We start from the raw sequence: 16,407 nt of genomic DNA, 5'->3' as shown, positions 1-16,407 counted from the left end.
TGTCGACGCAACCGGGACTGTGCAGTTCCAAGTGCCGGGTGGGGCACTACGCCGCGCAGCAACATGATCGGCCGACCGCCGTCTTCTGCTTGGTGTAGACCATCTTCCTCTGCCTCTCGTCGGTGGCCCGAACCGGGCCCGCGACGTCATGATGACCCAGCCATTTCGCCACCGCGACCACATTTACGGCGTACCCGGTCAGCGGGAGCCGAAGAGTTCCAGCAGGTCGGCCTTGCCGAACATGCGTGCAGTGTCCAGTGCGGAGGGGGTTCCGGCCGACGGGTCGGCCCCTGCGGCGAGCAGCGCCTCGATCACCGCGCCCTCGCCCTTGAAGACGGCTCCGGCCAGCGGTGTCTGCCCGCGGTCGTTGGCCCGGTCCGGGTCTGCGCCACGGCCGACGAGGGCGGTGACCGCGGCGGCGTGCCCGTGATAGGCGGCGAGCATCAGCAGCGAATCACCCCGGTCGTTGGTGAGGTTCACAGGAACACCCGCGTCGACATAGGCGGCGAGCGCTTCGGTCTCACCGCGGCGGGCCAGGTCGAAGACCTTCGTCGCCAGCTCGACCACCTCGGGATCGGGGGTTTCGCTCATCGGACGGACCGCCTTCCATCAACCGGATTCACACTGTCGACCTGCTGGGGCGTACGGCGCCGGGGCCGTACGAGTGAATCGACAGGGTACTGCTCAACCGCGCACATGACCCGGCCCGCCCATGGCGAGAGATCACGTCCGGTGACGGCGGAACAGCGCGTGACATCGGCGCTTCCGTCCTGTCGGTACTCCCATGTGGGCCAATCAAGTGAAAATGCAGATTTTTCACCCGAATGCAGCTTTTATCGTATAGATACTTCCGGTGAACCTGGAAGGACTCATGGTGACTGTCCCCCTAACCAGGAGAACCTCTCATGATCCTGTCCATGTCAGGCGTAGTCATCCTCGGCATCATCGTCTTCCTGTTCTTCAGGAAGGACGGCCTCAAGGCATCGCACGCCGTCGTCACTGCCATGTTCGGCTTCTATCTGGCAGGCACCGCCATCGCACCGAGCATCACCGCGGGCGGCGCGAGTCTCGCCGGCCTCTTGGGCGGGATCAAATTCTGACCCTCCGCCACTACTCCCACCCCGTCAGGAGACCGACGTGGCCCGGCGACCACTCCCCCGCATTCTGAGCAGCGGCAGCGCCTCGATCACTCGCAGTCGCGAGTTCGCGCGCACGGCCGCCGACAACGCCACCGACGTCCTCCATCCGCTGATCATGATCACTCGTGGTCTGCGGCTGCTGGCCGGAGCCGGACGGCAGAAGTGGGCCGCGACGCCCAAGGACAAGCGTGGTCCGACGCTGTTCACCGTCGCGGCCTGCGTATTCGTGGTCGCGCTCATCCCGTACGGGTCCGTGCTCGCCCTGGTCACGGTGATGGGCGCAGCCGCATGGAAGGGCCGGGAGCGGACTCCCGCAAAGACCGGCCCCGACGAGACGGAGACCGGGCGGTTGCGGTCCCTGTACGAGGCGCTCGTGCCGTACTTCTCCGTGGCCGACGACCCCAGCCCGCTGTTCGCCCACGGCGGCGGCTGGGACAAGGTCTTCAGCGGTTACGAGTTCGACAGCAACGGGCGCCTGACACGTCTCCAGGTGACGTATCCCGCCTACTTCACCGACAGCGAAGCCGCCTCCCGTATCCGGATCGAGCAGCTGCTGCACGCAAAGTCGGGCCGTGGCCGCGAGTACCACTTCGCCTGGGACGAGGAGGGCAACCGGCTCGTCATGAGCGTGCTCGACGCCCTGCCCACCTCGATCGGGGCCCAGCGCTTCGTCACCGCCCCCGGCGAGACCGTGCTGGGTTTCACCGACGGCGACGCGGTGCAGCGCACCGTTCCGGTGAACGACGGCGACGAGACCCGCGACGCGCCTCCGGTCGTCTGGCGGACCGGCGCCCGCTCGACCGAGCCGCATCTGCTGGTCGTCGGACAGCCCGGCAGCGGCACCACCACGCTGATGCGCTCCATCGCCCTGCAGGCGCTCCAGCACGGTGACATCCTGATCATCGAAGGCAGCGGAACCGGCGAGTACGCCTGCCTGACCGGGCGCGACGGCGTACTGGCCGTGGAGTGCGGTCTGGCGGGCGCGCTGGCGACCCTGGAGTGGGCGGCCCACGAGACGGAGCGACGGCTGATCGCGGCGAACCGGGCCCGGCAGTCCGGCCACCCCGCCCCCGACGACATCAAGCGCCCGCTCTGGATCCTGCTGGACCGGCCCAGCGTCCTCGGCCACCTGGCGGCGGCCGACGGCAAGCCCGACCCCCAGGAGCTGCTCCAGGTGCCGCTGCGGCACGGCAGGGCGGCCAACGTCACCGTGGTCGTCACCGATCAGTTCGACAGCCTGGACACCCTCGGTGAGACCGTACGGACCCACACCAGAGCCCGGGCCGTGCTCGGCGACTGTTCCCGCGACCAGGTCGAGTCGGTGCTCGGCACGGAGCCGCACACGACGCCGACACCGGACGTCCCGCCCGGCCGGGGGTACGCGCGGCTCGGCACCGGTCCCGTACTGCGGCTCCAGGTCCCTGCCACACCCGATCCGTACGACGAGGCGACCAGCGAGACGCAGCGGCAGGCGGTCCTCGGTCTGCTCCCCGGGCTGCAGTCGCCGGCCGAGGAGACCGCACCCGTCGCGGCGAGCGTGCCGGACCCGGCGATGCCACGCACCGTGACCGCGGCCGTGGCCGTCGAGGGCATGGCGGTCGGCGACTGAACAGCCCTGCAGATCAGGCGACGAACGTCCGCGGTGCCTCCACTCCCGCGCCCGCCCCCGAACCCACCAGCTGCGCCGCCGCCGCGAGCCGTACCGCCGCCTCGTCCGCGACCGGCCCGGCGACCGTGAACGGCAGCCGTACGTACCCCTCGAAGGCGCCGTCGACACCGAACCGGGGGCCGGAGGGAACGCGTACGCCGACCCGCTCCCCCGCCACAGCGAGCCGGGAGCCGGAGAGGCCGCCGGTACGCACCCAGAGGGTCAGACCACCGCGCGGAACCGAGAACTCCCAGTCCGGCAGCTCCCGGCGAACCGCGGCGACGAGCGAGTCCCGGTTCTCCCGCGCCTGTTCTCGCCGGACCTGCACGGCCTGCTCCCAGCCGCCGGTACGCATCAGCCAGTTGACGGCGAGCTGCTCAAGGACGGGCGTCCCCATGTCGGCGTAGGCGCGGGCGGCCACCAGGCTGCGGATCACATCCGGGGCGGCGCGCACCCAGCCGATCCGCATGCCGGCCCAGAAGGCCTTGCTCGCCGATCCGACGGTGAGCACGGTGGAGCCCGCCGGATCGAAGGCGCAGACCCGGCGCGGCATCTGCACATCGGCGTCGAGATACAGCTCGTTCATGGTCTCGTCGACGACCAGGACCGTACCGGCGGAGCGGGCGGCTTCCACCAGGTCACGTCGCCGGTCCTCGTCGGCCAGCGCACCGGTGGGATTGTGGAAGTCGGCGACGACATAGGCGAGCCGCGGCGCCGCGTCCCGCAGCACCTGCCGCCACCGGTTCATGTCCCAGCCGCCGAGCCCCTCCTCCATCGCCACCGGCACCAGCCGGGCGCCCGCCTCCCGCATCAGCTGCAGGATGTTGGCGTAGCTCGGGGACTCCACCGCGATCCGTTCGCCGCGGCCCGCGAAGAGGTGGCAGATCGCGTCGATGGCACCCATCGCCCCGGTGGTCACCATGATCTGTTCGGGCATGGTCGGGATGCCGCGCTCGGTGTAGCGGTCCGCGATCATCTGCCGCAGTGCGGGCAGACCCGCCGGGTAGTCGCCGTGGGTGTGGGCGTAGGGTGCCAGCTCCTCCAGGGCGCCCTGGACCGCCCGGGTCAGCCACGGTTCGGGGGCGGGCAGCGAGGCGCAGCCCAGGTCGATCATCGAACCGAGCGACTCCGGGGGAAGCGGTTCCAGACCGCGTGCGGGCAGCGGATTGCCCGCAGGCACGGCGGTCCAGCTGCCGGCACCCCGGCGGGACTCCAGGAACCCCTCGGTCCGCAGAGCCTCGTACGCGGCGGCGACGGTGGTGCGGCTGACGGACAGGGCGAGCGCCAGTTCACGCTCGGCGGGGAGCCGGGCGGCCACCGGCACCCGGCCTTCGAGGACGAGCAGACGGACTCCGTCGGCCAGCGCGCGATAGGCGGGCGGCCTGCGGGCGCCCGGTCCGGCGGGCCGGGGCTGTTGGGCCCGGAGCTGCCGGGCGAGCTGTGCCGCACCGACTACCGAAGTCCACTGCGCCATGAAAATCAGTCCACCTTCCTCGGATTGGCCATAGTTGGCGGCCAATCCCCTGCCACAGAGTGACATGCGGCAGTCCACTACCACCACTCCAGGGGGCACTTCTTGTCCATCACTCCCGTCCCTCGCGGGGCGCACCTCACTCGAAGGCTGATTCAGCTGTACGTCGGCCTTGCGCTGTACGGAGCGAGCTCGGCGCTCCTGGTCCGCGCGGGTCTCGGCCTCGAACCCTGGGGAGTACTGCACCAGGGACTCGCCGAGCGCACCGGACTGTCCATCGGGGTCGTCTCGATCATCGTCGGCGCCGCCGTTCTGCTGCTGTGGATACCGATCAGGCAGCGTCCCGGCCTCGGCACCGTCTCCAATGTCTTCGCCATCGGCATCGCCATGGACGGCACGCTGGCCCTCGTACCCGATGTGCACGGCCTCGCCGCGCAGATCGCCGTGATGGTCGCCGGTGTCGTGGTCAACGGTGTCGCGACGGGGCTGTACATCGCGGCGCAGTTCGGCCCTGGACCGCGCGACGGGCTCATGACCGGTCTGTATCTGCGTACCGGCCGCTCCATCCGGCTCGTCCGCACACTGATCGAGGTGGCGGTCGTGGTGACCGGCTTCGTGCTCGGCGGCTCACTCGGCGCGGGCACGGTGCTCTACGCCCTGGCCATCGGCACGCTCGCCCAGTTCTTCCTGCGCTTCTTCGCCATCGGCGGGAAGCCGGCAGCAGCGGCCACCGCCGGGTCCGATGACGAGGCGGCCGCCGCACCCGAGCCGGACGGCGTCGACACCACCGTCACCGCCCGGACACCGGAGCAGGCCATACTGCCGCAGTGACCTCCGTACGCCACCCCTATCTGGACCATCCCGCGACCATCCCGTTCGCCCATCGAGGCGGAGCCGCGGACGGGATCGAGAACACCACGGCCGCGTTCCGCCGGGCCGCCGATGCCGGGTACCGCTACTTCGAGACCGATGTGCACACCACGGCGGACGGCCGTCTGGTGGCCTTCCACGACGCCACTCTGGACCGGGTGACGGACGCCCGGGGCCGGATAGCCGAGCTGCCGTGGAGCGAGGTGCGGCAAGCCAGAGTGGCGGGCCGGGAGCCGCTGCCGCTGTTCGAGGAGCTGCTGGAGACGTTCCCCGAAGCCCGCTGGAACGTCGACATCAAGGCCGAGTCCGCCCTGGTCCCGCTGGTCGATCTGATCCGCCGGGCGGATGCCTGGGACCGGGTGTGCATCGGCTCGTTCTCGGAGACCCGGGTCGCCAGGGCCCACCGTCTTGCCGGGCCCCGGCTCGCCACCTCCTACGGCGTCCTCGGCGTGCTGGGCCTGCGGCTGCGCTCGTACGGAATTCCGGCGGCGCTGCGGGCCGGCGCGGTGTGCGCACAGGTACCGGAGAGCCAGAACGGCGTCCGGGTGGTCGACCGGCGCTTCGTGCGCCAGGCACACGCACGCGGACTCCAGGTGCACGTCTGGACGGTGAACGAACCCGAGCGGATGGCAGCGCTCCTCGATCTCGGTGTGGATGGCATCATGACCGATCACATCGAGACGCTGCGTACGGTGCTGAGCGAGCGGGGGGCCTGGGCCTGACGCGCCGGTCGTGCGAGGTCTCCACGGGGAGAGACGAGGGGGTGCGGGTTGAGCGCCGAGACCGCGGACGCCGCTGAGCCGGCTGGACTCACGACAGGTTGTGCCGACGCCGCGAGCCGCAGACGTGAACAACGCGGCTGGTATTTCTACGACTTCGCCTGCTCCGTCTACTCGACGAGCGTCCTGACGGTATTCCTCGGCCCCTATCTGACGTCGGTCGCCAAGGCCGCCGCCGACGCCGACGGTTTCGTGCACCCGCTCGGCATACCGGTGCGCGCAGGATCGCTGTTCGCCTACGCGGTCTCCGTGTCCGTCGTGGTCGCGGTGATCGTCATGCCGGTCGTGGGCGCCGCCGCGGACCGTACGGGGCGGAAGAAGCCGCTGCTGGCGGCCGCCGCCTATGTGGGGGCCGCCGCGACCACCGGCATGTTCTTCCTGGACGGCCACCGCTATCTGCTGGGCGCGTTCCTGCTGATCGTGGCGAACGCCTCGATCTCGGTGTCGATGGTGCTCTACAACGCCTATCTGCCTCAGATCGCCGGACCGGACGAGCGGGACGCGGTCTCGTCGCGCGGCTGGGCGTTCGGATACACCTCGGGCGCGTTCGTTCTCATCCTGAATCTGGTCCTGTACACGGGCCACGACTCCTTCGGCCTCTCCGAGTCCGACGCGGTGCGGATCTGCCTCGCATCGGCCGGCGTCTGGTGGGGTGCCTTCACCGTCGTACCACTGCGACGGCTGCGCGACCGGCGGGTGACGCCGGGCGGCGCGGGGGCGGTCGGCTCGGGGTGGCGGCAGCTGATGGCCACCCTGCGCGACATGCGCCGCCATCCGCTGACACTCTCCTTCCTGCTGGCGTACCTCGTCTACAACGACGGCGTGCAGACGGTGATCTCCCAGGCCTCGGTGTACGGCTCCGAGGAGCTGGGACTCGACCAGACGACGCTGATCACGGCCGTGCTGCTGGTGCAGGTGCTCGCGGTGGCCGGAGCGCTGGGGATGGGCCGACTGGCGCGGGTGTACGGCGCGAAGCGCACGATCCTGGGCTCGCTCGTCGTCTGGACGCTGATTCTCGTCGCCGGCTATTTCCTGCCCGCCGACACGCCGGTCTTCTTCTATCTGCTGGCCTCGGCGATCGGTCTGGTGCTCGGCGGCAGCCAGGCGCTGTCGCGCTCGCTGTTCTCCCATCTGGTGCCGCACGGCAAGGAGGCCGAGTACTTCTCCGCGTACGAGATGAGCGACCGCGGACTGAGCTGGCTGGGGCCGCTGGTGTTCGGTCTCGCGTATCAGCTGACCGGGAGCTACCGGGATGCGATCATCTCGTTGGTGATCTTCTTCGTGGTCGGTTCCGTACTGCTCGCGAGGGTGCCGATCCGACAGGCCGTGACGGCTGCGGGGAATCCCGTTCCGGAACGGATTTAGACGTTGAAGTGAAAGGCCGGTAGTGTACGCCTTTGGCCTGCCCGGAGGACCGTTACTGCGAGTGGAAGAAGCCAAACCGTTGGGTGACAACTTCCGCCAGATGTGACAAACCGGGCATTGGCGGGTACCTGGACCCTGGGAAACCTGATAAAGCAGCGGCACGACGGGCGACGCATGACCGGCAACGGGAATCTTTACCGCCGACCGGACGTTGACCGGATGACGACGACAGCGACACCTGTCCTGTGGGCGACAAGCCCGGGAGGCACGATTCATGAGTGAGCGAGCTCTCCGCGGCACGCGACTCGTGGTTACCAGCTACGAGACGGACCGCGGCATCGATCTGGCCCCGCGCCAGGCGGTGGAGTACGCATGCCAGAACGGACATCGATTTGAGATGCCGTTCTCGGTAGAGGCGGAAATTCCGCCGGAGTGGGAGTGCAAGGCGTGCGGCGCCACGGCACTCCTGGTGGACGGGGATGGCCCCGAGGAGAAGAAGGGCAAGCCTGCGCGTACGCACTGGGACATGCTCATGGAGCGGCGCACACGCGAGGAGCTGGAGGAGGTGCTGGCCGAGAGGCTGGCGGTTCTGCGCTCCGGAGCCATGAACATCGCCGTGCATCCGCGGGACAGCAGGAAGTCTGCCTGACCGCATAACACCGCAATACGACAGAGCCGCGGGCTGTGGCACACCGAGCGTGTGTCACAGCCCGCGGCTCTGTCGCGTCACGGTCCGGTATCAGGGAGTCAGCGGCGGCCGGGGGCCCTCGTCGGGGCGGGAGCCCGGCTGTGTGCCGTCCTGGCTGATGACCTCACCCTGCACGATCTTTCCGTCCGGCCGGTGAATACGGGCCTGCTGGAAGGCGTCGGAGAGGCTGCCGGGGCTCGCGGCGCGCATGCGGCGCTCCAGCGACCGCTCCGCGTACCGGCCCACCATCGAACGGACCGGCGGCACGAGCAGCAGAAGCCCCGCCACGTCCGAGATGATCCCCGGGATCATCAGCAGCAGTCCGGCCAGCATCAGGAAGCCGTTGCCCTTGCTGCCCGAGGGTGCGGCCTGCGGAGCGGCGGTCCCGGGCTGCCCCGGCATCTGCTGGAGCGTCTCGGTGAGATTGCGGAAGGCCCGGCGGCCGGCCCGCTTCATCACCGCGGCCCCGAGCACGATCCCCGCCACCAGGAGCAGCAGCACGGTGAACCCGCCCGCCGTGTCGGCCACGACGGTGAGCAGCCAGATCTCCAGCACCGCCCAGGCGGCGACGGCGAGGGGGACGAAGGTACGGGCGCGTGAGCGCCTGGGGGCGGTCGGGGGCGGTGTGCCGGTCGTCATGGTCCCCAGTGTGCCTGTACGGGCGTCCGATCGACGTATGGGGGTGATCATGAGCGGCGGACCGGCGCCCGCCGCCTTCGGTGGCTCAGGTCGCCTTGCGGCCGAGGACCCGGTTCGTGCGGGAGGTGACACCCCAGGAGGTGACCCGCCAGAGCGCCTCGACCAGGATGTCGCGGCTCATCTTCGAGTCGCCGATCTCGCGGTCCACGAAGGTGATCGGGACCTCGACGACGTGATACCCGGCGTCGATGGCGCGACGGGCCAGGTCGACCTGGAAGCAGTAACCCTGCGAGGCGACCCGGTCGAGGCCGATGCCCTCCAGGGTCTCGGCGCGGAAGGCCCGGTAGCCGCCCGTGACGTCCCTGGTCCGCAGCCCGAGGAGGAGCCGGGAGTACGTACTGCCGCCGCGGGAGATCATTTCCCGGGACTTGGGCCAGTTGACCACCCGCCCGCCCGGCACCCAGCGGGAACCGAGCACCAGGTCGGCGCCCTTGAGCGCGGTGAGCAGACGAGGCAGTTCCTCGGGCTGGTGGGAGCCGTCGGCGTCCATCTCCACAAGCACGCCGTAGCCGTGCTCGATGCCCCAGCGGAAGCCCGCGAGGTAGGCCGCGCCCAGCCCTTCCTTGCCCTTGCGGTGCAGGACCTGGACCTGGTCATCGCCCGAGGCGAGCTCGTCGGCGATCTTGCCGGTGCCGTCGGGGCTGTTGTCGTCGGCGACAAGGATGTCGGCTTCCGGCACAGCGGCGCGCACCCGGCTCACGATCGGCTTGATGTTCTCGGCCTCGTTGTAGGTCGGAATGATCACCAAGGTTCTGCCGAGCGGGCCGTACCGCCTCTGACCGCCGTCGTTCACTTACTGCCCCTTAAGTCCGTACGCAGGTGCACACCATATCCAGCGGGCGGGGGCCCGATGCCGACGCGGTCGGGCGGGAGCGGACACCGCCACGGACAGAAGGAGGGAAGTACGGACAGACCCCCTGACGGGAAACCGACGGGAACTACGGATGGGGGCCCAGCGCCCTTCGGGCCGACCTGGGACCCGCTGGCTGCGGGTCGACCTAGAGCCGTTGTCTACTGAACGTCCGGGCCCCACCCGGGTCACACCTACCGTCCGGCTGAAACCTTCCCTCGCCCCCGAGGCGCGGGCGCTGAACCTGGCTGTCAGTGGTGGTGCGCCGGTGCGGCACACCACCCCATGACCCAGCGGCGTTCGACGACTGCGTGGAGGCTTAACCGGTCGGACGTCCTGTGGTGGACTCGGCCGAACCTACCGGCCGGTGGGCGCGTTCTGTCAATAGCCGCCTGACCTGCAATGTTTACGGAACTTGCCTGGTCAGTAGCGAAGATCCGCAGGTCGCGGCGGAGCGGGGACATCTTCGATCGGCGGTACGAAATGTCCGGACGTCACCCGTTCGGTCGTACGTAGACATTTTGTCCGAAGACCGCGGTGCTCAGGCAGACCGGGAGCTCGGCGCCCGGGGTGAGGTCCGGCAGGCCGGGCGTTCCCGACCTCGGGTCGGTCGACCAGCGGGCGACCCGGTCGTCCGGGGCCTGGACCACCAGGTCAGCGGTGCGCCAGATCGCGTAGTCGGCCGGGGCGCCGGGTACCAGGATCCCCGCGTCGTCGCGGCCGACGGCCCGCCAGCCGCCCCTGGTGTGGGCGGTGAAGCCGGCCCGCACGGAGATACGGTGCTCGGGCGTGCGATGGAATGCGGCGGCCCGTACGGTCCCCCACGGGTCCAGCGGGGTCACGGGGCTGTCCGAGCCGAAGGCCAGGGGCACACCGGCCCGCAGGAGCGCCGCGTACGGGTTGAGGGTCCTGGCCCGCTCGGCGCCGAGCCGCTGCGCGTACATGCCCTCCTCCCCGCCCCAGGCCGCGTCGAAGGCAGGCTGCACGGAAGCGGTCAGACCCAGCTCCGCGAAGGCGGCGACGGTCTCGGGGGTGAGCATCTCGGCATGCTCGATACGGTGCCGGGCGGCCCGGATCCGGGCCAGGCCGAGCGTCTCGGAGGCGGCCCGGACGCCCTCCACCACGGCGGAGACCGCCGCGTCGCCGATGGCGTGGAAGCCGGCCTGCAGCCCGGCCTCGGTGCAGGCGGTGACATGGGCGGCGATCCGCGCCGCGTCCAGGTGGGCGGTGCCCGTGTGTCCGGCCGGACCGTCGGCGTACGGCTCGTGCAGGCAGGCGGTGTGCGAGCCGAGCGAGCCGTCGACGAAGAGGTCCCCGGCGGCGCCGATCGCGCCGAGTTCCCGGATGCGGCGGGCGTCCTTCTCGTCGCCGACCTGCTGGGCCCAGTAGCCGAAGACCCGTGGTCCGCTCTCCGTCGCGGCGAGCTTGAGCAGCGCGACGAAGTCCTCCTCGTCGGAGATGTCCGGGCCGCCGCACTCGTGGACGGTGCCGATGCCGAGCGACGCGGCGTGGCGCAGAGCGGCGCGCTGGGCGTCGGCGCGCTGCAGCGGCGAGACGGCGCCGTGGGCCGCGGAGCGCACCGCGTGGTGGGCGGCGCCGGTCAGCTGGGCGTCGGGGTGGTACCCGGCCAGCTGGGTGACGCCCGGGACCAGATCGAGCAGGGCGGTGGTGACGACCGCGGAGTGCACATCGATACGGGGCAGGTACACCGGCCGTCCGCCGGCGGCCGCGTCGAGCTCACCGCGCGACGGCGGGCGCTGCTCCGGCCAGCGTGTGGCGTCCCAGCCGTGACCGAGGACGACCCGGTCCGCGGGGTGCGCCGCCACGTACGCGCGCAGGAGACCGAGCGCCTCGTCGAGGGTCCGGGCACCGGAGAGGTCGAGGCCGGTGAGAGCCAGGCCGGTCGATGTGGTGTGGACGTGGGCGTCGGTGAACGCCGGGGTGACCAGCGCACCTTCGAGGTCGATCACTTCGTCGACGCCGCTGGCGAAGGCGTCGGCGGCCCCTTCCGAGCCCACCCAGGCGACATGGCCGCGTTCGACCACCATGGCGGTGGCGAAGGGGTCGGCGGGGCTGTGGACTTCTCCACCGCGCAGCAGCACGGTGCGGTGTTCGCTCTGGGGGGCGGTGCTCTCGGTCATGGGACCAGTCTCGCGCCTGCCCGGACCCGCTCGTTCCGCGGCCCCCTCAGATCTGCGGGGGCCGGGCCTCGTACGGCGTGGAGAGTACGACGGTGGTCCGGGTGGAGACACCGGCCAGCGAGCGGATCCGGGTGAGCAGGTGTTCCAGCTCCAGCGGGGTCGCGACACGCACCTTGAGGATGTAGTTCTCGTCACCCGCGACGCTGTGACACGCCTCCAGCTCCGGGACGCCCGCGAGCCGCTCCGCGATGTCGTCCGGCGCGCTCGGGTCGAAGGGTTTCACCGAGATGAACGCAGTGAGCGGCAGACCGACGGCCTCGGGGTCGACGACCGCGGCATAGCCCCGGATCACCCCGCGCTGCTCCAGTCTGCGGACACGCTGATGAACCGCCGAGGTGGACAGGCCCGTGGCCTTGCCCAGGTCGGTGTAGCTCATCCGCCCGTCCTTGACGAGCAACTCCACGATCTGTCGGTCCAGCTCCTCCATACGGATCAACCTATTGCCCCAGGTCCCTCCAGGCACAGCGGTGAGGGCTCCGGAAGGGCACCTGCGGCAGTCATGTGACGAATGCCACAGGTTTACGGGTGGGTAGTCGACCCCCTCGCGGTTACGGCCGATGCGCGACGGGAAGTGCTTGCTGTGGTCGAGGCCGTGGCGCCTTGTCGGCCCACCCGAGGGGGGAATTTCCCATGCAGAGCCTGAAGCTCACCGGACGCACCGAACCGGAGCCCGTTGATCCGGTCGAGGACACCGCTCCCGACGCGTACGACATGTTCGAGATGTACCGGGTGATCTGCCCGGACTGCGCGCAGCCGATCGCGCTGCTGGCGGACGAGGACGTACTGCCGGAGCACGCGCTGTGCCCGACCCCGTGGAATCCGTTCGTTCTGACGGTCTGTGCCGGTACCGGCCGCGCGGCGTCCCAGGCGCGGCCCGCCGACGAGTCGCTCGACCTCCAGGAGCAGGAGACGGCCCTGCTGTTGACGCTCCCTCAGGGACTCGACTGGCGAATGCAGCCGTTCTCGCATGCCGGTGGTCCCGGCTCGCACCCGCTGCGGGTGCCGCAGATGCGGCGCGACGCCGCCTGAGGGCCCTCCCGCACCTGCGCGGGACCGCCCGGACGCATCCGGGCTCATCCGGCACTTCTGCGCTGCACCACGACGGCCCGGCCGGCGTGGTGCCCGCTGTCGATGAAACTCCGCCGCCCGGGGACCCGGCGAACGGGCTCTCGAATCGGCTGGGCAGTGACCCTGGCCCGCCCCGCACCGTTGGCCAGGCATAACCCCGCTGCACTCAACGGCCGGTCCCGGTCGCCGCCGTCTCATCGCTCCGACCGCCGAAGAATCGGTTCCGCAGCCCGGTTCACAGCCGGTGCCGCAGCCCGTGCCTCCCCGGTCCACGCCGCGGTCGGCGCCGCACTCCACCGATCCGCCCATCTACCGGTCCCTGCTGCGTCATTGGGAGGGCACGGGACGGACCCTGCCGGGCCGCCATGACCAGGAGTGGAACCGGATCATGACGACGCCCGTGTGGTCGGAGCGACCGCTGCGGGTCAGCGCGTCTCAGGACCCGCGAGGTGGCGCGCGATGACCATCCGCTGGATCTGATTGGTGCCCTCGACGATCTGCAGCACCTTGGCCTCGCGCATCAGCCGCTCGACGGGGAAGTCGAGGGTGTAGCCGTATCCGCCGAGCACCTGGACCGCGTCGATGGTCACCCGCATGGCCGCGTCCGTGCAGAACAGCTTGGCCATGGCCGCCTGGCGCGAGAAGGGCCTGCCCTCGTCGCGCAGCCGGGCCGCCTCCAGGTAGAGCGCCCGGCCCGCCTCGATCTGGGTGGCCATGTCGGCGAGCATGAAGCGCAGGCCCTGGAAGTCCGCGATGGGCCGGCCGAACTGCTGCCGCCCGGTGGCGTAGGCGACGGCCTCGCCGAGGGCGGCCTGGGCGACACCGATCGCACAGGCGGCGATGCCCAGGCGTCCGGAGTCGAGTGCGGACAGGGCGATCGCGAAGCCCTGGCCCTCCTCGCCGATCCGGCGGGCGTCGGTGACCCGTACGCCGTCGAAGTTCAGTTGGGCGGTGGGCGAGCCCTTCATGCCCATCTTCTTCTCGGGGGCGGCCGCATTCAGCCCCTCGGCGTCGCCGGGGACCAGGAAGGCCGTGATGCCGCGGGCGCCCTCGGCTCCGGTGCGGGCCAGGACCGTGTAGAAGTCGGCGATGCCGCCGTGCGTGATCCATGCCTTGGTGCCGGTGATGACCCAGTCGTCGCCGTCCCGTACGGCCTTCGTACGGAGCGAGGCCGCATCCGAGCCCGAGGCGGGCTCGGAGAGGCAGTAGGCGCCCAGCAGGCCACCTCCCAGCATCGCCGGAAGGTGTTCGGCCTGCTGCTCCTTGGTGCCGTATCCGGCGAGCGCGTGGCAGGCGAGGGAGTGGACGCTGACACCGAGACCGACGGTGAGCCGGGCGGCCGCGAGCTCTTCGAGGACCTGGAGGTAGACCTCGTAAGGCTGGTCACCACCGCCGTGGGCGGAATCGTAAGGCAGTCCGAGCAGTCCGGACTCGGAGAGCAGAGTGAAGACTTCGCGCGGGAACCGGCCGGCGTCCTCCTCCTCGGCCGCCCGCGGCGCGATCTCTCGCTGGGCAATGTCGCGGACGAGCGCGACGAGCTGCCTGGACTCCTCGGTGGGCAGACGGCGTTCCACCAATTGCGGGGCACGGTCGGTCATGACGGCGCTCTCCTCCCTGTCGGGCGTTGCGACGGTCGCGCGCGCGGGGTGTGGGCGGCGCCGCCGGGGGGGGCTTCCGGGCGCGGCCCGGAGAAGCACTGCTGCCCAGCCGATGCCGGCCTCCCGGATTTCGAGAGTCGCTGGCCAGCGGCTGTGGCGGCTTGAGTATGCCCGATCGGACGATATCCGTCACGGGGTGACCGAGCGACTCGGCGGCGAGCGGGCGGTCACCGGAATTGGTCCGAACCATTGACCCGACTGGTCTAGTCCATCTACGGTTCCATCGAACCGACTTTTCCGCGTTCATGCCAAGTCTACGCCGAAAGCCCCCCCACTACCGAGTTCCCTCCCCCACGAGGAGACAAGATGTTCGGACCGCACAATCCCCGCGCCCGCCTCCGGGCGCTCACCGCAGCCGCCTGTACCGTCGCCCTCGGCGCCGCCCTGCTGGGTGCCGCGGGCGCCGCATCGGCCGGCGTGGCCCCCACCGCCACGCAGGCCACGACCCCTGCAGCCGCCGACGCCACCCCCACAGCGGCCGACGGCAAGGTGGTCGGATACTTCACCAACTGGGGTGTCTACCAGCGCAATTACCACGTCAAGAACATCGAGACGTCGGGCTCGGCCGACAAACTCACGCACATCAACTACGCCTTCGGCAATGTGACCGGCGGCAAGTGCGCGATCGGCGACTCGTACGCCGACTACGACAAGGCGTACACGGCCGACCAGTCGGTCGACGGCGTGGCGGACACCTGGGACCAGGACCTGCGCGGCAACTTCAACCAGCTGCGCAAGCTGAAGAAGCTGCACCCGAACCTCAAGGTCATCTGGTCGTTCGGCGGCTGGACCTGGTCCGGCGGCTTCGGTGAGGCGGCGAAGAACCCGGCCGCGTTCGCCGAGTCCTGCTACAACCTGGTGGAGGACCCCCGCTGGGCCGATGTCTTCGACGGCATCGACATCGACTGGGAGTACCCCAACGCCTGCGGTCTGACCTGCGACACCAGCGGACGTGACGCCTACGGCAACCTGCTGGCCGCGCTGCGCTCCAAGTTCGGTGCGGACAGCCTGGTCACCTCGGCGATCTCCGCCGACGGCTCCGACGGCGGCAAGCTCGACGCCGTCGACTACGGCGGCGCGTCGAAGTACGTCGACTGGTACAACCCGATGACGTACGACTTCTTCGGCGCCTGGGACGCGAAGGGGCCGACCGCCCCGCACTCCCCGCTGACCTCCTACAGCGGCATCCCGAAGGAGGGCTTCAACAGCGAGGCCGCCATCAACAAGCTGAAGGCGCAAGGCGTCCCCGCGTCGAAGCTGTTGCTCGGCATCGGCTTCTACGGCCGCGGCTGGAGCGGCGTCACCCAGGACGCGCCCGGCGGCACCGCCACCGGAGCAGCCCGCGGTACGTACGAAGCGGGCATCGAGGACTACAAGGTCCTGAAGACGAGCTGCCCGGCCACCGGCACGATCGCCGGTACGGCGTACGCACACTGCGGCACCGACTGGTGGAGCTACGACACCCCGGCCACCATCGCCACGAAGATGGACTACAAGAACCAGCAGGGGCTGGGCGGCACCTTCTTCTGGGAGCTCAGCGGTGACACCACCAATGGCGAGCTGATCAAGGCGATCGACTAGTCACTGTGCAAGGCCCCATCAGGCGTCGAGCGCAGTTCGGCGACAGGACCCAGGAGCGGGGCGGCGGGCCGATCGGCCTTCCGCCCCGTTTCGTCCGTGCTGACACGATCCGCCAGGGGTCCAACAGGCCGTGGTTCACGCGGCGTTCCCGCTCCGGCCGAAGCCTGCGTGACTCACTCCGGCAGGATGGTGCCGCACCCGCTCCGACTATGTGTTCCCCGGACCGCGGTGTGGCCCCAAAAGGAGGATTCCGCTTGTCACGCCGGGTTCTGACGGTCTGTCCAAAGCGGCCCGACGGCTTTCGAACGATCGGGGGAAGGCGACCTGCCGCTCCTGACCCGCCGGGGCCGGCTTCTCACATGAAGCCGGCCTGGGTCACGAACATGGCGA

15 protein-coding genes are annotated in these 16,407 nt (G+C 70.2%); 8 read left to right on the top strand and 7 right to left on the bottom strand.

All coding sequences use genetic code 11. From position 1 onward, the window contains the following. Positions 1–198: 198 nt before the first annotated feature. The gene (locus tag NRF20_RS36635) at positions 199–591 is read right to left on the bottom strand and encodes an ankyrin repeat domain-containing protein (RefSeq protein ID WP_398633844.1); all 393 of its coding nucleotides are present in this window, start codon (positions 589–591) and stop codon (positions 199–201) included. 314 nt (positions 592–905) lie between these two features. Between NRF20_RS36635 and NRF20_RS36630 the strand changes: the two genes are divergently transcribed. Both NRF20_RS36630 and NRF20_RS36625 read left to right on the top strand, forming a co-directional pair. After that, positions 906–1,100 carry a hypothetical protein gene (locus NRF20_RS36630; protein WP_037696696.1) on the top strand — a complete coding sequence of 65 codons (195 nt, stop codon included), beginning with the start codon at positions 906–908 and terminating at the stop codon, positions 1,098–1,100. 37 nt (positions 1,101–1,137) lie between these two features. Then, positions 1,138–2,748, top strand: a complete 1,611-nt coding sequence (locus tag NRF20_RS36625) for a hypothetical protein (RefSeq protein WP_413753959.1) — start codon at positions 1,138–1,140, stop codon at positions 2,746–2,748. A gap of 13 nt (positions 2,749–2,761) precedes the next feature. Here NRF20_RS36625 and NRF20_RS36620 read toward each other — a convergent pair whose 3' ends face one another. Further along, positions 2,762–4,261 (bottom strand): PLP-dependent aminotransferase family protein, encoded by a 1,500-nt coding sequence (locus NRF20_RS36620; protein ID WP_398633846.1) that lies wholly within the window; start codon positions 4,259–4,261, stop codon positions 2,762–2,764. A 102-nt stretch (positions 4,262–4,363) separates the two neighbouring features. Here NRF20_RS36620 and NRF20_RS36615 point away from each other — a divergent pair, with 102 nt between their 5' ends. The 4 genes from NRF20_RS36615 (at position 4,364) to NRF20_RS36600 (ending at position 7,921) form a co-directional block, all read left to right on the top strand. After that, entirely contained in the window at positions 4,364–5,089 is a 726-nt protein-coding gene (locus tag NRF20_RS36615) for a YitT family protein (protein ID WP_398633847.1), read from the top strand. Beyond that, positions 5,086–5,850 (top strand): glycerophosphodiester phosphodiesterase, encoded by a 765-nt coding sequence (locus NRF20_RS36610; RefSeq protein WP_398633848.1) that lies wholly within the window; start codon positions 5,086–5,088, stop codon positions 5,848–5,850. Before NRF20_RS36615 ends, NRF20_RS36610 begins: the two co-directional genes overlap by 4 nt. Positions 5,851–5,898: 48 nt before the next feature. Further along, positions 5,899–7,272: an MFS transporter gene (locus NRF20_RS36605; RefSeq protein ID WP_398633849.1), complete on the top strand. Its 1,374-nt coding sequence runs from the start codon at positions 5,899–5,901 to the stop codon at positions 7,270–7,272. Positions 7,273–7,546: 274 nt separating this feature from the next. Beyond that, positions 7,547–7,921: an RNA polymerase-binding protein RbpA gene (locus NRF20_RS36600; protein WP_266363297.1), complete on the top strand. Its 375-nt coding sequence runs from the start codon at positions 7,547–7,549 to the stop codon at positions 7,919–7,921. Positions 7,922–8,011: 90 nt separating this feature from the next. Here the strand turns inward: NRF20_RS36600 and fxsA are convergent, their stop codons facing one another. From fxsA to NRF20_RS36580, 4 genes are all read right to left on the bottom strand, one after another. Next, positions 8,012–8,599 carry an FxsA family membrane protein gene (fxsA, locus tag NRF20_RS36595; protein ID WP_398633850.1) on the bottom strand — a complete coding sequence of 196 codons (588 nt, stop codon included), beginning with the start codon at positions 8,597–8,599 and terminating at the stop codon, positions 8,012–8,014. An 85-nt stretch (positions 8,600–8,684) separates the two neighbouring features. Beyond that, the gene (locus tag NRF20_RS36590; RefSeq protein WP_266363293.1) at positions 8,685–9,452 is read right to left on the bottom strand and encodes a polyprenol monophosphomannose synthase; all 768 of its coding nucleotides are present in this window, start codon (positions 9,450–9,452) and stop codon (positions 8,685–8,687) included. Between the two features lie 551 nt (positions 9,453–10,003). Then, positions 10,004–11,650 carry an amidohydrolase gene (locus NRF20_RS36585; protein ID WP_398633851.1) on the bottom strand — a complete coding sequence of 549 codons (1,647 nt, stop codon included), beginning with the start codon at positions 11,648–11,650 and terminating at the stop codon, positions 10,004–10,006. 46 nt (positions 11,651–11,696) lie between these two features. Continuing rightward, positions 11,697–12,137: an Lrp/AsnC family transcriptional regulator gene (locus NRF20_RS36580; protein WP_024493538.1), complete on the bottom strand. Its 441-nt coding sequence runs from the start codon at positions 12,135–12,137 to the stop codon at positions 11,697–11,699. Between the two features lie 203 nt (positions 12,138–12,340). On the opposite strand from NRF20_RS36580, the gene NRF20_RS36575 reads away from it, so the two are divergent. Then, positions 12,341–12,739: a hypothetical protein gene (locus NRF20_RS36575; protein ID WP_398633852.1), complete on the top strand. Its 399-nt coding sequence runs from the start codon at positions 12,341–12,343 to the stop codon at positions 12,737–12,739. Between the two features lie 464 nt (positions 12,740–13,203). Here the strand turns inward: NRF20_RS36575 and NRF20_RS36570 are convergent, their stop codons facing one another. Further along, a complete protein-coding gene (locus tag NRF20_RS36570; RefSeq protein WP_398633853.1) occupies positions 13,204–14,376 on the bottom strand; it encodes an acyl-CoA dehydrogenase family protein in 1,173 nt (390 codons plus the stop codon). 366 nt (positions 14,377–14,742) lie between these two features. Between NRF20_RS36570 and NRF20_RS36565 the strand changes: the two genes are divergently transcribed. Next, entirely contained in the window at positions 14,743–16,017 is a 1,275-nt protein-coding gene (locus NRF20_RS36565) for a glycoside hydrolase family 18 protein (protein ID WP_398633854.1), read from the top strand. Positions 16,018–16,407 lie beyond the last annotated feature (390 nt).

The sequence above is a fragment of the Streptomyces sp. R-74717 genome, from assembly GCF_047305335.1.
In the GTDB taxonomy this organism is placed as follows: domain Bacteria; phylum Actinomycetota; class Actinomycetes; order Streptomycetales; family Streptomycetaceae; genus Streptomyces; species Streptomyces atratus.
The sequence above is the reverse complement of the archived record's forward strand: the minus strand, read 5'-3'. Positions and strand labels throughout refer to the sequence as shown.

What these genes read in the sequence shown, in the direction of transcription:
- NRF20_RS36620 (WP_398633846.1), bottom strand. Translation starts at nt 4,261, where the DNA reads ATGGCGCAGTGGACTTCGGTAGTCGGTGCGGCACAGCTCGCCCGGCAG.
- NRF20_RS36600 (WP_266363297.1), top strand. Translation starts at nt 7,547, where the DNA reads ATGAGTGAGCGAGCTCTCCGCGGCACGCGACTCGTGGTTACCAGCTAC.
- NRF20_RS36635 (WP_398633844.1), bottom strand. Translation starts at nt 591, where the DNA reads ATGAGCGAAACCCCCGATCCCGAGGTGGTCGAGCTGGCGACGAAGGTC.
- NRF20_RS36575 (WP_398633852.1), top strand. Translation starts at nt 12,341, where the DNA reads ATGCAGAGCCTGAAGCTCACCGGACGCACCGAACCGGAGCCCGTTGAT.
- NRF20_RS36580 (WP_024493538.1), bottom strand. Translation starts at nt 12,137, where the DNA reads ATGGAGGAGCTGGACCGACAGATCGTGGAGTTGCTCGTCAAGGACGGG.
- NRF20_RS36570 (WP_398633853.1), bottom strand. Translation starts at nt 14,376, where the DNA reads ATGACCGACCGTGCCCCGCAATTGGTGGAACGCCGTCTGCCCACCGAG.
- fxsA (WP_398633850.1), bottom strand. Translation starts at nt 8,599, where the DNA reads ATGACGACCGGCACACCGCCCCCGACCGCCCCCAGGCGCTCACGCGCC.
- NRF20_RS36585 (WP_398633851.1), bottom strand. Translation starts at nt 11,650, where the DNA reads ATGACCGAGAGCACCGCCCCCCAGAGCGAACACCGCACCGTGCTGCTG.
- NRF20_RS36565 (WP_398633854.1), top strand. Translation starts at nt 14,743, where the DNA reads ATGTTCGGACCGCACAATCCCCGCGCCCGCCTCCGGGCGCTCACCGCA.
- NRF20_RS36630 (WP_037696696.1), top strand. Translation starts at nt 906, where the DNA reads ATGATCCTGTCCATGTCAGGCGTAGTCATCCTCGGCATCATCGTCTTC.